Raw genomic sequence first — 14485 nt, forward strand, 5'->3', positions numbered from 1 at the left:
AAAAAATAAACAGATATTGAGGATGTAATGAAAATAGTTAAAGCCGAAATCTTTATGGTTGATTTGAAACCTAAAGTGAAACGTGTCGATGCGATTCAGTCTTTTGTATCACAAGAGACGCCGATTATTCGTTTAACAACATCGAGTGGAGAAATAGGTGAAGGTTACACCTACACCATTGGCACTGGAGGCTCATCTGTGGTTGCGCTGTTACGAGATCATCTGTTACCGAAATTGATTGGTCAGGATGCGACGATGATTGAGGGCATCTGGGAATCATTGCTATTCTCAACTCATGCGACCTCGGTTGGCGCCATTACGTCTCTGGCACTGGCAGCCATTGATACCGCATTATGGGATTTGAAGTGTAAGCGCATGAATTTGCCGTTGTATAAAGTCGCAGGTGGCGCGAAATCGCGCATGAAATTATACACCACCGAGGGGGGCTGGCTGCATTTAAGCACTCAGGAATTAGTTGATGATGCGCTAGCCGTTAAGGCGCAGGGATTCTGCGGTTCTAAAATCAAAATTGGTTCTGAAAGTCCGGTGCGTGATATCGAGCGCTTGACTGCTGTACGTGAAGCGGTGGGTGATGAGTATGTGATCATGACTGATTGCAACCAGGCGTTTAAATTCTCGGAAGCCAAACAGCGAGCAACGTTGTTGGAACATATTAATCTTTCATGGATTGAAGAGCCGTTTCTTGCGCATGATGTTGATTCTCACCAGAAATTGTGTGAGTCAACCTCTATTCCTGTTGCTGTGGGTGAGTCCATTTATTCCATCCAGCACTTCAAAGAGTATTTACAGAATAATGCCGCAGATATCATTCAAGTTGATGTGGCTCGTATTGGTGGTATTACACCATGGCTTAAAGTTGCACATATGGCGGAATGCTTTAACAAAATTGTCTGTCCGCATTTCTTGATGGAATTGCATATATCATTATGTTGCGCCATTACTAATAGCCGTTGGTTGGAATATATCCCACAACTCGATAGTGTTACTCTGAATAAGGTGAACATTCGCGAGGGATATGCTTTTCCACCAGAGGAACCTGGTTTGGGTATTCAGTGGGACTGGCAGAAAATACAGGCTGATACTGTTGTTTACCATGTCATTGAATAAAACAATTTTTATTTTCTCAGGAATATATTATGTCTGAAAATCATGCTCAATTTCACGGTGCATGGTGCCCATCAATTACGCCTTTTGATCAACAAGGAAATATTGATTTATCGGCACTGCAACAGCATTTGCGACGGTTGAAAGAGGCAGGGACTCGTGTCGTATTGCTAATGGGAAGTATTGGGGAGTTCACTGCATTAACGCTGGATGAACGACTGATGCTTATCCGTGAGACACGGAAAATGTCATCGCTGCCGCTGGTGGCAAATATCTCAGCTACCTGTATGGCGGATATGATACGTCTGGCAGAAGAGGCCTCGCATTGCGAGTATCAGGCAGTGATGATTCTACCTCACTACTATTTTCAACAAACGCCGGCCCAACTATTGGCATACTACCGCGATCTGGGGCAACGCCTGAATGGAAAATGGTTCGCATACAACTTTCCTGCCCGAACTGGATGCGATCTGGACGCGGTACTGGTGGCGCAATTAGCGGCAGAATTTCCCAATTTTGTGGGTGTTAAAGATACTGTTGATTGCCTCTCTCATACTCGCGCCATCATTCAGTCAGTCGCGTCCGTTAGAGACGATTTTGTTGTTCTGTCCGGTTATGATGAATATCTCATCCCAAATCTACTCGCGGGTGGCGCGGGAGTTATTTCAGGATTAAATAATATTTGTCCCGAACTTTTTGTGCGGGCAATTAAAGCCTGGGATGAAAATGATCTTACCCAGCTTACTGGTATACAGCGTGAGATAAGCCGACTTTCTGCTATTTATAATATTGGTAATGATTTTGTTACCACAATTAAAACCGCGGTGGCTCATAAGTTTCAGTATTCTGGAGGGGGATCAAGAAGCTTTGCGGGGAAACTAACCTGTCAGGAATCGCAACAGATCGACATAATGTTCAGTATCAAATAATCAAAAATCAATAACGGCATTCATTATGCTACGGCAATACAGTATTGCTGTTATACATCTCTGTTATAAGGTATAGAATATGTCTTATAGAATGATATTAAATGAAACCTCATATTTTGGCGTGGGTTCAATTAACGCTATCGTTGATGAAGTTAAAAAGCGAGGCTTTAAAAAAGCGCTGGTAGTTACTGACCACGATCTTATCCAGTTTAATGTGGCGACTAAGGTCCTTGATATTCTTGATAGCGCAGGGTTGCCTTACCAAATTTTTGATAAGGTCATACCTAACCCTACGATTGACATCGTGCAGCAAGGTGTTGAAGCATTTCGTCAGGCGGGCGCGGATTACCTGGTCGCCATTGGTGGTGGTTCACCGCAGGATACGTGCAAAGCGGTAGGGATAATTATTAGCAACCCTGAGTTTGCCGATGTCCGCAGCCTCGAAGGTGGGGCTGACACTCAAAATGCCGCCGTACCGATGATTGCCATTCCAACGACCGCGGGTACGGCAGCAGAGGTGACTATTAACTATGTAATTACCGATGTAGAGAACCGCCGTAAGTTCGTTTGCTACGATCCTCATGCTATTCCGGTCGTTGCCATTATTGATGCTGACATGATGGCCAGCATGCCGCCCAGTTTAAAGGCGGCAACCGGGGTTGACGCATTGACTCATGCAATTGAAGGTTATATTACGAAAGGGGCATGGGAATTAACCGATACGCTTCATTTAAAGGCAATTGAGATGATAGGGCGTTCGCTACGCGGTTCGATACAGGGAATAGACCAGGACGCTGAAGGTATGGCGGTGGGGCAGTATATTGCCGGGATGGGTTTCTCTAATGTCGGGTTGGGTCTGGTACATGGTATGGCCCATCCTCTGGGGGCATTCTATGGTACACCGCATGGCGTTGCCAATGCGGTGCTACTGCCGCATATCATGGCTTACAATGCTGAGTTTACAGGAGACAAATATCGCCAGATTGCGCAGGCTCTGGGCAATACTCAGGCCATGGTGATGCCGATCGAAGAGGCGCGTCAGGCGGCCGTTGAAGCCGTGGAACAACTTAACCGAGACGTTAATATTCCTGTCCGACTGCGTGATATCGGCATGAAATATGAAGATATCGATGCATTGGCCGTTGCGGCAATGGCGGACATCTGTACCGGTGGAAATCCTCGAGATACCTGTATTGAAGAGATTAAAGTGTTGTACCGACAGCTCTACTAATTTTTAATTTTCCAAATGACCGGTAGAAATACCGGTCATTTTATATGTATGCCTATTTAAAGCTGGAGAACAGACGGTTGTATGAGTTGTTGACGTGGTGGGCAATGGCTTCACGGGTTTGTTCTATATCACGGGAAATAATACCGGCGCAAATTTTCAAATGTTCTTTGGATGAATCAATGATTGAATCATTTTTCATTTTGTCTGAACGCAGCATGCGTAACCGGTCATACATGAAGGTCAGTGTTTTAGTCACGATAGCGTTGTGGCAATCGGATAGCATTTGTTCATGTAGTTCGTTATCAGCTTCGAGTAATAAAGACACATTCGAATCATGAAAACCGACTTCAATTTTATCTTTAATTGTCTGGTAGCGTTGCGGATCCTGGTTCTCCCATGACAAATTCAATACCATAATTTCAATGTCTTTTCGGATCTGAAAAATATCGCGTATTTCACTGAGTGTAATGGGCTTAATGGTTTTCGTTTTGTTTTTGGAAGGCTCAATCCAGCCTTCCGTCATCAGACGAAACAAAGCCTCACGCAACGGCGTTCGACTGACATTAAGTTCCTGACATAGCTCATTTTCTGAGATAGCCCCTACCAACTCATTTGCGATGATTTTGGCCTTCAATTGATGATATGTTTTTTCGCTGATGTTCATAGTCTGGCTTTGATGGGGGTCATAATCATGTTTAATGAGATACAAATTAGCCCCTTGTCACTATGAAATCAATGGGTAAGCCTGGTTCTACAACGAATTAGCTTGTGTTTCAACGCCTCAATCAGCAGCACTAACAGCTGCAACCGCGTAAACAGATGGGGAGTTGTTGAAGTGTAAAATCCCCCATTTAGCTCTTCTGCTGCCAGCGCATCCACATCCTTCTGCGGATGATGTTTTTTTACTCAGCGTGAAGAAGCCAAATACCGGCGTTCATATCACGGTGCTGGCCATCATTAAGAAATTCTCCTGACAATCCACCTTTGCAAACTCAACGTTGAATTTGGCTTAGTGGAAGAGATAGCCGTTAGCCAGTTTGTTGAGGATGTATGCAGGCGGTCTTTCTGCTGTCATACCTCTGGCATTTACTCTTGATGAGGAGAGCTTTTTGCCCCTAAAAATTGCCTAATGTGACTAACGGTTAAATAAATTGCCGATTTCTCTAAAAAAAATGATTAGCGTGCCGATACACTGACAGGATATGTCAGTATTTTATATATAATTTGTGTAAGGAAAACAGAAAAGTAGGTGCTTATGGCTGATTCAGCAAGGAGTTGCTCAGCAGAACGTTTAGTCGATATCCTAATAGAGCTACAAACTTGTGGCGTTGTGAATCGCTATCAGTTGATGAAAAAATTTAATATCACTGAACGAACGGTCTATCGTGATCTTAATATGCTTTCCTCTTTTATTGAGGGGAGTGGTGGCGGAGAGTATCGATTGATACCGGTTCGAGCGCAGAATAATAGCGCCTATGCCCTTCATGGCCCACTGGCAAAGCTGCTGGACGCCGATGCGGTTTTTCCTGAGAGAGATGAAGATTTTTGGCTTAACTTAGAAAAAAGAGCTGAAGAACAGCACGTTAGAGTTCAGTTTGGTCGCCCTGAACATTCAGTCAGAAATGATTTGCGAAAGTATTTTAACTTATTAGAAAAAGCGATTCAGAAAAACAGAGTCTGTCATATTTTATATAAAGACAAAACGCGCACTGTTCACCCTTATAAATTAGTTAACCAGAAAAATATTTGGTATCTGCAGGCGACTGAGGACGGAAAACTTAAGTCTTTTTCGTTAAGTAAAATTCGGTGGTTGGATATCCGGAAAGAGCATTTTGCGGTTGATATACCCACACTGTCATTAATTGACGAGCATCGCGATCCCTGGGTGAGTGAAGATACGTTTGAAGTGCGGGTGCGTATTAAACACAGCATTGCTGGCTACTTCGCAAGACGAGATTTACTGCCTCAGCAAGAATTGGTTCGCGAAGAGAATGATGGCGTGACTTTGCTTTGCAAGGCAGCACATCAGAATCAAATTATTCCACTAATTCTATTCTGGTTACCAAATATAGAAATTCTGGAACCAGAATGGTTGAAAAAAACGGTCATCAATATACTGCATAACTACATCACTGGCGATCGCGACCCCGTTCCTGTTCTGGAATGTGATGCGTAGCAGGTAACAACGATTTATTGCAAAGGAGATTATTATCTATGGCATTACCATTCATTATTCTGGGCGTCGCGGCAGCGGCAACGGCGTTTGGCGGCAAAAAAGCTTATGATGGCTATCAGAAAAAATCGGAAGCTGATGATGTATTAGATCGCGCGCAACGTCGCTTTGATAAGCATAAAGAGAGTTTTGATCAGGCAAATGAAACAACGTCGAAAAAACTGGCCGAACTGGGTGAAAAAGAGCTGAAAATCGGTAAAGATTTCAATGAATTTAAAACGATTGCCGACGATCTGTTGGCGCGTATGGCTAAGGATGGGCATAAAGATCTTCGTCTGAAGGTACCGCAGCACAATATCAATAAAATTCAAAGTCTGGCGATTTCCGCCACGGAATACTTGACGACAGTCGTCGGTGCCGGGGTTTCTGGTGCTGCCGCTGGTTTTGCCGTGTACAGCGGTGTTATGGCGTTTGCCGCAGCTTCTACCGGTACGCCGATCGCCGCCCTGTCTGGTGCGGCGGCGTATAACGCCACAATGGCGGCTATTGGTGGTGGTTCCCTGGCCGCAGGTGGGTGGGGGATGGCGGGCGGCGCGATGGTGCTCGGCGGTGCGGTAGTGGCTCCGCTGATTGCTATTGCGGGCTGGGCTTACGATAACCATGCCGAAAAAGCACTTAACAATGCTTATCAAAGCTCTCGTGAAGTGACCGCGGCGGTGGAAAAAATGAATGCGGCTGAAGCGCATCTGACGAAGGTGCAGCGGTATGTAAATAGTATTTATGAATCAATTACCCGTATGCATAGCGTCTTTGTTCAACACTACTTTGAACCGCTGAAAGCAATGCATGCCATCATTGTTGAACGTCATGAGAAGAATATCACCACCGAAATTAGTGAGTCGGAAGAGATCATGGCGATTATCGACCATGGTTATGAATTAGCCGCCATCATGACCGACGTGATCACCACGCCGCTGTTCAAGCCGGTGACGCAGGAAAACGGAGAAGCCGTTATCGAAGATGGGGTGATCCAACTGCAGACCGACAGCAACGGTATGAACCTGCTGAACAAAGAGATTCTGGACGAAAAACTGTCGGCTTCTGCTTCTGAGTTTGACGCATTTTCTTCTCGTATTTAATCGACCTGCCGGGCGATTCTGCCCGGCATTGCTATGGGTGAGCACAATGAACACAGCCAGGTTTGACTGGGGTGAAGAGTTACATCAGACGGTGGTCAAGAGTCTGACCACCTCTTTTGGGTTGGATTTTCTCTTGCTGGAGGATAAACACGGCGGCGATGTGAATACCATCCATAACGCTCGCGAGGGAGTGTATGCTACCGATGCCGAGCGTCAACGATACGAGCAACGTGAAGGGTATGATTCTCATCATTATCATAGCCACGAAAACTACATTGCCACCAATCGGGCGGGAAAAAAGGCGCACGAAGCTGGTACGTTGACTGATACCTACACCGGTGAGAGATTTGCTGCTAATGATAAAAAGAACCTCGACCATATTATTGCCGCCCATGAAATTCACAACGATCCAGGGCGTATCCTTGCCGAATGCGATGGTGCCGATCTGGCTAATGATTCATCAAATCTGACCTTCACGAATGAGTCGCTGAATAAGGCGAAGAAGGCGAAAACGATGGATGCCTTCGTGCAAACGCTACAAGAACAGTATGCTGCGACTACGCAGGAAATTGCCCGTTTACGCAGCCAGCTAACGCTTTCCGAGCAAGAGCAAAAAAAACTTAATAAGCTGGAAAATAAAGCCGCCGCCGATTTTGAACGGATGAAAGAGGCCGACAAAAAGGCGCGGGCAAAATACAACAGTACGATCAATCGGGAATATTACACCAGCAGCAAGTTTGCGAAGAATGTCGCCACTGCCACAATGAACAATGCGTTTCGCATGGGAACGCGGCAGATGTTGGGGTTGGTTCTGGCAGAGACCTGGTTTGAGTTCCGCGAGCGTATTCCCGTGATCTTTGAGAAGCATCGTCGTTCATTCGATGCCGGAGACTTCCTGCAAGATGCGGCGGAGGCATTACGCGCAGTCTGGCAGCGAGTGCAGGGTAAATTCAACACTTTCCTGACGTCCTTTAAAGACGGTGCCATCGGTGGCGTGCTCTCCAGCATTACGACGACGCTCTTCAATATCTTCTTTACGACTAAGAAGATGATGGTGCGCCTGATTCGTGAGATGTGGAACAATTTGGTACAGGCCTTTAAAGTTATGGTCTTTAATCCTGAGGGGTTAGCGCCGGGGCAGCTAGCTAAAGCGGTGAGCAAGCTGGTGGCTGCGGGTGTGTCCGTGGCTGCTGGGGTGGTGGTTAATGATGCTTTAGCCAAGATGCTCGTCTTTCCTTTTGGCCCGGAACTGGCCGCTTTCTGCGGTGCGCTGGCGACAGGTATTCTGACGCTGGTAATGAACTACTTCCTGGAACACAGCAAATTGATGAAAAAGGTCTGGGAGTTTCTGGATACGTTTAAAGATAATTATCAGAAAGCACTAGAGTATTATCAGCAGGTGAATGCTGCACTCGATCGTTATCTACTGGAGCTTTCGGCGTTAGAGTTTGCTATTGATACGTCTGCGTTATCGCGCTTCTCGCTGCATCTTAACGCGGTGAATAGTGAAATTGAGCGCGGTTTGTTGCTGCGTGCAGAGGTTGAGCGCCGTAATATTGCGCTACCCTTTGAAGCAGGGAATACCCGCTCTGTGCGTAGCTGGTTAAGTAAGCTATGACGCTAACACCCGCGTTTCCCTGTAACCAGTGCGGCGCTTGTTGTCGCCACGTCGATCGCGCCAGTGAAACGCAATTTCTAGATCGCGGTGACGGCATTTGTCAGCACTATCAGATGGAGACAAAGTTGTGTGCGATTTATGAAACACGCCCGCTTATTTGCCAGGTAGAGAAGCAGTATCAGCTTAACTATCAACAGCAATATAGCTGGCAGGAGTTCATTACGCTTAATCGTGAAGCGTGTTTAATTCTGGAGAAACTGTAGGGCTATGTGCTTCACGAAGGAGTCAGCCTCAATATGTACTCATTTTTGACAGCGTTGTTACGAGATGAGTTGAGACTCTATCAAATGAAAAATCCACGCAATTGCGTGGATTTTATAAGTTTTTTCGGTCCCGACGAGGTTCAATGAAACCTCATGAGACAGCAGGTTCTATTTAGACGTTGAACAGGAAGTTCATTACATCGCCATCTTTAACGATGTAATCTTTACCTTCTGCACGCATCTTGCCGGCTTCTTTCGCACCTTGTTCACCTTTATAGGTGATGAAATCTTCAAACGCGATGGTTTGTGCGCGGATAAAGCCTTTCTCGAAGTCTGTGTGAATTTTACCGGCGGCCTGTGGAGCCGTGGCGCCGACCGGGATGGTCCATGCACGAACCTCTTTCACGCCAGCGGTGAAGTAGGTTTGCAGGTTCAGCAATTCGTAACCTGCGCGGATAACACGGTTCAGGCCTGGTTCTTCCAGACCCATTTCCGCCATGAATTCTTCGCGATCAGCATCATCGAGTTCAGCAATGTCAGCTTCAACAGCAGCACAAACGGCAACCACAACGGAACCTTCGGCAGCCGCGATTTCGCGTACTTTGTCGAGGTACGGGTTGTTCTCAAAACCGTCTTCGTTGACGTTAGCGATATACATGGTTGGCTTCAGGGTCAGGAAGCTCAGGTATTTGATGGCCGCTTTGTCTTCGTCAGTCAGCGTTTTTAGTGCGCGCAGCATACCGGCGTTTTCCAACTGCGGCAGGCATTTTTCCAGTGCAGCCAATTCTGCTTTAGCGTCTTTGTCACCGCCTTTGGCTTTCTTCTGTACGCGATGGATAGCGCGCTCACAGGTATCCAGATCAGACAGCGCCAGTTCGGTATTGATAACCTCAATGTCGTCAGCCGGATCCACTTTGTTATTAACGTGGATGATGTTGTCGTTTTCAAAGCAGCGAACAACGTGGCCGATCGCTTCGGTTTCACGGATGTTAGTCAGGAACTGGTTTCCCAGACCTTCGCCTTTAGACGCGCCTTTTACCAGACCGGCAATGTCGACGAATTCCATCGTTGTTGGCAGAATACGCTGCGGTTTGACGATTTCGGCCAGCTGATCCAGACGCGGATCGGGCATCGGGACAACACCGGTGTTCGGCTCGATAGTACAGAACGGGAAGTTTGCCGCTTCAATACCCGCTTTTGTGAGCGCGTTGAACAGGGTGGATTTGCCTACGTTTGGCAAACCGACGATACCGCATTTGAATCCCATGTTTAAATCACCTTAATCTTTTGATATTCAACCTGTTATAGAAAACAGATTGTAGAAAAGTAAATAACTCTGCCCATTATACACAGCACGCGAGAAAAATGCCGCACATCGCTGCTTATTGCGCTTTAAAGGTGTGCAACCGACTCGTTGCTTTGGTCAGGCCATCTTTGAATAGAATCTCGGTACAACGTGCCGCTTCGTCAATCGCTTCATCAATTAACTTCTGTTCTGAAACAGGTGGTTTGCCTAAAACGAACCCGACAACTTTGTTTTTATCACCCGGATGACCAATTCCAACGCGTAATCGGTGAAAGTTAGGGTTATTGCCCAACTTGCTAATAATATCTTTCAGGCCATTATGCCCGCCATGGCCGCCGCCAAGCTTAAATTTGGCAACGCCAGGTGGCAGGTCTAATTCATCGTGCGCGACCAAAATTTCATCGGGATTAATACGATAAAAACTGGCCATTGCACCGACGGCCTTACCGCTAAGATTCATAAATGTGGTCGGTACCAGCAGACGGACATCCTCACCTTCAAGCGTTACTCGGGAGGTGTAGCCGAAGAATTTCGGCTCATCGCGCAGGGGAGCGCGTAATCTCTCTGCCAGTAGATCGACATACCATGCGCCTGCGTTGTGTCGCGTTGCCGCATACTCTGCGCCGGGGTTCGCCAGACCGACAATCAGTTTAATCGTCACGTGTTTTATCCTGAGTGTTTCCATAAACGACGTGTAGTTTACTGTCTGAAGGTGCGCTTGACAAAAAACTGCGTGTTTATCACTAAAAACTGAATAATTGCACGAGTGGACTATTGGAAAATTAGTGTGTTCAGTAGTTTATTTGTAAAGTTTTGTTGCGCGAGTGTTTGTTATTGTGATCGCTGGCGCACTTGCGAATGGAAGTGTTGTCTATACTTTACACATAAGGATTAGGGGTATTTCCTGTAACAACCCAAAAGTTCCGGAGGTGACACATGAAACGCAAAAACGCTTCGCTACTCGGTAACGTGCTCATGGCTTTGGGGTTGGTGGTGATGGTTGTGGGAGTGGGTTATTCAATTTTAAACCAACTGCCGCAATTTAATCTGCCACAGTTTTTCGCACATGGTGCAGTGCTCAGTATTTTTGTTGGCGGTATTCTCTGGTTAGCAGGCGCCAGAGTGGGTGGGCACGAACAAATCAGTGACCGTTACTGGTGGGTACGTCATTATGACAAACGATGCCGTCGTGGTGACACCAATCACCGTCATAACTAAATCGTCCCTCTGTTAAGAGTCCGGCGGTCTGAATGCAAAGCCTTGGTTGTAAAACCAGGGCTCTGCTGGTTTATAAATCTTGCTTGATAGCGCGTTACGGAATAATAGAAGAATTACTCGAATAACCGAGAATGTAATGCTCTAACCGCGCTATCCGCATCGTCAGCCGGTAACAGGATGCACAGGTTGTCATTCGATGCTCCATGGCAAATCATTCGTACCGTATGCTCTTCAAGCCAGGCAAAAACGTCTTTGCAAACCCCCGCAGCCTGAGTCAGTTGATTCCCAACCAAAGTGACGAGTGCCAGTCCGGTTTCTACTTCCACGCGACAGTGGGAGGACAATGCGGTAAATAATGCCGTGGTTAATATATGGTCTTCGCCTGACGTCGCATGAGTGGCATCTAGTGCCAGCGCAATACAATTCTCCGAGGTTGTGACTAAATCTACCGCGACCGTGTGGCGGGCTAAAATGGCAAATACTTGCGCCAGGAAAGCACAGGACGGTTGTGATTCCAGACTGTGTAATCGCAACAGCGTCTGCTTACGGCGCACGGCGAGCGCACGATAACGCGGCGGATTATCGGTGGTGTTATGCACCAGCGTTCCGCCGGCAGCCGCATCCTTACTTGAGCCAACAAAGACCGGAATGCTTTTACGCATCGCCGGAAGCAGTGTTGCCGGATGGAGCACTTTCGCACCATAGGCGGCCATATCGCTGGCCTCGGAGAATGAGATGTGATCAATGCGTTTGGCCCGCGGCGCAATACGCGGATCGGTGGTATATATCCCCGCCACATCGGTCCAAATGTCCACGCGTGCGGCGTGAAGCGCCTCACCGAGAAGCGCCGCCGTGTAATCACTCCCACCGCGTCCAAGCGTAGTAGTGTGTCCGGCGGCATCACGCCCGATAAATCCCTGGGTCACTATGATTGCGTGTTCAAGACGAGGGCGAAGATGGGCCTCGACCTGGTGGTGCAGGGTACTAAGTTCAGGTTCGGCGCAGCCAAAACTCGAGTTGGTACACATCACGCTGCGAGCGTCAAACCACCCGGCTTCGGCATATCGTTCACGTAAAACTTCAGTAAACAACAAAGAGGACATAAGCTCGCCGTGGCTGACCAATTCATCGCTTAGCGCATCGGATGGTGAGACCGTCGCCATTTGCGCAAGGTGGCGTATGTTGTTGAGAAGATTATCGATTTCCGTGCTGATAACGGAGGGCTGCTTCAGGCGGGAAATAATGTTGTATTGAATGGCGCGTAAGGTCTCAAGTTTATCTAATTGCTGATGCGTTTCCAGACCTTCAGAAAGCTCGACCAGTAAGTTTGTTACGCCTGCAGAAGCAGACAGTACGACTAAACGGACATCTTGATCAGCAAGGACAATGCTGGCGCTGCGGTTCATCGCATCAAAATCAGCGACGCTTGTGCCGCCAAATTTGGCAACGACGGATGGTGGATAAATGCGAGTCATAACAATCTCATATCAGGGCGCCATAAAAGTATGGCTAGAAAATTTTCATTCTCGGCATAAGGGAACGATGTTCACCTTACGAAATGTCCGCCCGCGAACATTTCTGCTGACAACCCAGGGAATTCCTGTTGTCGATAACACGTGTCGCCTGTACGCGTTACCGGGTGCTGCGCATTAATTTTATTTACATAGCCTGTAAATAAGCGCGCCATACTAAGTGATTTATATTAAGGGATCGACTTTTTTATTCGATTTATCGGCAAATAAGTGAAAAATCATGTCGTAACAAGAAAGTGCGTACATCATTAATGGTAAAAACGTGTAAAAAAATAATAAAAACATGAAAATCCCATGGTTTTTATAACATCGTATGCGTTGCAATTGGCTACGGCATTGTTAATTAAATAGCTATATTTGTTTAGGATTTAGTAATGGTTGGAGAGGTTTACATATTGAAATTTAAGGGGAAAGTGATTATTTGAGACGTCTAAAAATAAATGATTGAGTCCTAAGCTAAAACAACATATATTAGCCGCGCTTTTTTACAGGTAATCCTTATAACCATTTATTCAATCAGGCGTTAATCTACACCTGGTTGTAGGAGTGATATGATGACGGATAAAGTCCGTATTGATACTTTAAGTGCTAATTCATTACCACAGAGCAATGATACCTTTTTAGCAAGACAGGCTGAGTTTGAATCTAATGTCCGCAGCTATCCACGTAAACTGCCATTGGCGATTGCTAAAGCGCAGGGCGTCTGGATTACCGACGTAGAAAATAATCAATATCTTGATTGCCTGGCAGGTGCCGGAACCCTGGCGCTTGGTCATAATCATCCTGAAGTGCTGCAGAGCATTCAAAGTGTCATCACAAGCGGCTTACCGTTACATACGCTCGATCTTACTACCCCGTTAAAAGATGAATTTTCATCTTATTTACTGTCTTTATTACCGGGCCAGGGCAAAGAATATTGCCTGCAGTTCACCGGACCGTCCGGTGCAGATGCCGTTGAAGCGGCCCTGAAGCTGGCGAAAAAAGTGACTGGTCGTTCCAGCGTGATCAGCTTCTCCGGCGGCTACCACGGGATGACTCACGGCGCGCTGTCTGTGACCGGTAACCTGTCACCGAAAGAAGCCGTCAGCAACATGATGGCGGAAGTGCAGTTCATGCCGTATCCGCATCAATACCGCTGCCCGCTGGGTATCGGCGGCGAGGCTGGCGTTAAAGCATTAACCTATTACTTCGAAAACCTGATCAACGACGTTGAAAGCGGCGTGCGTAAACCGGCTGCCGTGATCCTCGAAGCCGTGCAGGGCGAAGGCGGCGTGAACCCGGCTCCGGTCGAGTGGTTACAGCGTATTCGTAAAGTGACCCAGGAACACGGCATTCTGCTGATCATTGATGAAGTACAGGCTGGTTTCGCGCGTACCGGTAAACTGTTCGCCTTCGAACACGCCGGTATCGAACCAGATATCATCGTGATGTCCAAAGCGGTTGGCGGTGGTCTGCCACTGGCGGTTCTCGGTATTAAAAAACAATTCGATGCATGGGCACCAGGGCACCACACCGGTACTTTCCGCGGCAACCAGTTGGCGATGGCGACCGGCCTGACAACGTTGAAAATCCTCAAAGACGACAAGATTGCCGATAAAGTGGCTGCCCAGGGCGAGTGGCTGAAAGGCAAGCTGGCTGACCTGCAGAAACGCTACCCGGTGATTGGCCATGTACGTGGTCTGGGTCTGATGATTGGTATTGAAATCGTTAAGCCGAAGGAAGCGCAGGATCACATGGGCTGCTACCCGGCCGATGGCGAGCTATCCGCGCTGCTGCAGAAAAAATGCTTCGAAAATGGCCTGATTCTGGAGCGCGGCGGTCGCAACGGTTGCGTGCTGCGTCTGCTGCCGTCACTGCTGATCACCAACGCTGAGCTGGAAATTTTCCTCGATAAATTCGAAAACGCCCTGCTGGGCGCTGGCATTAAGCCGGTTTAAACGGAGTTGGATCG

At 47.2% G+C, this 14485-nt stretch carries 13 protein-coding genes; 9 read left to right on the forward strand and 4 right to left on the reverse strand.

Annotated elements, in window-relative coordinates:
* Positions 1-27 precede the first annotated feature (27 nt).
* The 3 genes from NMD08_RS11550 to fucO all read left to right on the forward strand — a co-directional run bounded on the left by NMD08_RS11550 (position 28) and on the right by fucO (position 3285).
* On the forward strand, positions 28-1128 hold the full coding sequence (locus NMD08_RS11550) for a mandelate racemase/muconate lactonizing enzyme family protein (protein ID WP_151225538.1): 1101 nt from the start codon (positions 28-30) through the stop codon (positions 1126-1128).
* 29 nt (positions 1129-1157) lie between these two features.
* A complete protein-coding gene (locus NMD08_RS11555; protein ID WP_187258858.1) occupies positions 1158-2054 on the forward strand; it encodes a dihydrodipicolinate synthase family protein in 897 nt (298 codons plus the stop codon).
* A 79-nt stretch (positions 2055-2133) separates the two neighbouring features.
* Positions 2134-3285, forward strand: a complete 1152-nt coding sequence (gene fucO, locus NMD08_RS11560; RefSeq protein WP_151219415.1) for a lactaldehyde reductase — start codon at positions 2134-2136, stop codon at positions 3283-3285.
* Positions 3286-3337: 52 nt separating this feature from the next.
* Here fucO and NMD08_RS11565 read toward each other — a convergent pair whose 3' ends face one another.
* Positions 3338-3994, reverse strand: coding sequence for a GntR family transcriptional regulator (locus tag NMD08_RS11565; RefSeq protein WP_151219414.1), 657 nt, complete (start codon positions 3992-3994; stop codon positions 3338-3340).
* 546 nt (positions 3995-4540) lie between these two features.
* Between NMD08_RS11565 and NMD08_RS11570 the strand changes: the two genes are divergently transcribed.
* The 4 genes from NMD08_RS11570 to NMD08_RS11585 are packed head-to-tail and all read left to right on the forward strand — an operon-like array spanning position 4541 to position 8478.
* Positions 4541-5461: a YafY family protein gene (locus tag NMD08_RS11570; protein ID WP_151219413.1), complete on the forward strand. Its 921-nt coding sequence runs from the start codon at positions 4541-4543 to the stop codon at positions 5459-5461.
* Between the two features lie 38 nt (positions 5462-5499).
* Positions 5500-6597, forward strand: coding sequence for a chemotaxis protein (locus tag NMD08_RS11575; protein ID WP_370620157.1), 1098 nt, complete (start codon positions 5500-5502; stop codon positions 6595-6597).
* Positions 6598-6643: 46 nt separating this feature from the next.
* A complete protein-coding gene (locus NMD08_RS11580; RefSeq protein ID WP_286544683.1) occupies positions 6644-8215 on the forward strand; it encodes a cobalamin adenosyltransferase in 1572 nt (523 codons plus the stop codon).
* Complete coding sequence (locus NMD08_RS11585) at positions 8212-8478, forward strand: YkgJ family cysteine cluster protein (RefSeq protein ID WP_003020821.1); 267 nt, start codon at positions 8212-8214, stop codon at positions 8476-8478. Before NMD08_RS11580 ends, NMD08_RS11585 begins: the two co-directional genes overlap by 4 nt.
* Before the next feature lie 172 nt (positions 8479-8650).
* On the opposite strand, the gene ychF is transcribed toward NMD08_RS11585, so the two are convergent.
* Positions 8651-9745: a redox-regulated ATPase YchF gene (ychF, locus tag NMD08_RS11590; protein ID WP_016153303.1), complete on the reverse strand. Its 1095-nt coding sequence runs from the start codon at positions 9743-9745 to the stop codon at positions 8651-8653.
* 115 nt (positions 9746-9860) lie between these two features.
* Entirely contained in the window at positions 9861-10445 is a 585-nt protein-coding gene (gene pth / locus NMD08_RS11595) for an aminoacyl-tRNA hydrolase (protein ID WP_016153302.1), read from the reverse strand.
* A 275-nt stretch (positions 10446-10720) separates the two neighbouring features.
* Here pth and ychH point away from each other — a divergent pair, with 275 nt between their 5' ends.
* Positions 10721-11002 (forward strand): stress-induced protein YchH, encoded by a 282-nt coding sequence (gene ychH, locus NMD08_RS11600; RefSeq protein ID WP_003020810.1) that lies wholly within the window; start codon positions 10721-10723, stop codon positions 11000-11002.
* Positions 11003-11115: 113 nt separating this feature from the next.
* Here ychH and lysC read toward each other — a convergent pair whose 3' ends face one another.
* Complete coding sequence (lysC, locus tag NMD08_RS11605; protein WP_370620158.1) at positions 11116-12477, reverse strand: lysine-sensitive aspartokinase 3; 1362 nt, start codon at positions 12475-12477, stop codon at positions 11116-11118.
* A gap of 608 nt (positions 12478-13085) precedes the next feature.
* On the opposite strand from lysC, the gene NMD08_RS11610 reads away from it, so the two are divergent.
* On the forward strand, positions 13086-14471 hold the full coding sequence (locus NMD08_RS11610) for a diaminobutyrate--2-oxoglutarate transaminase (protein ID WP_370620159.1): 1386 nt from the start codon (positions 13086-13088) through the stop codon (positions 14469-14471).
* Positions 14472-14485 lie beyond the last annotated feature (14 nt).

The organism is Citrobacter meridianamericanus (assembly GCF_041320245.1).
Classification (GTDB): domain Bacteria; phylum Pseudomonadota; class Gammaproteobacteria; order Enterobacterales; family Enterobacteriaceae; genus Citrobacter; species Citrobacter meridianamericanus.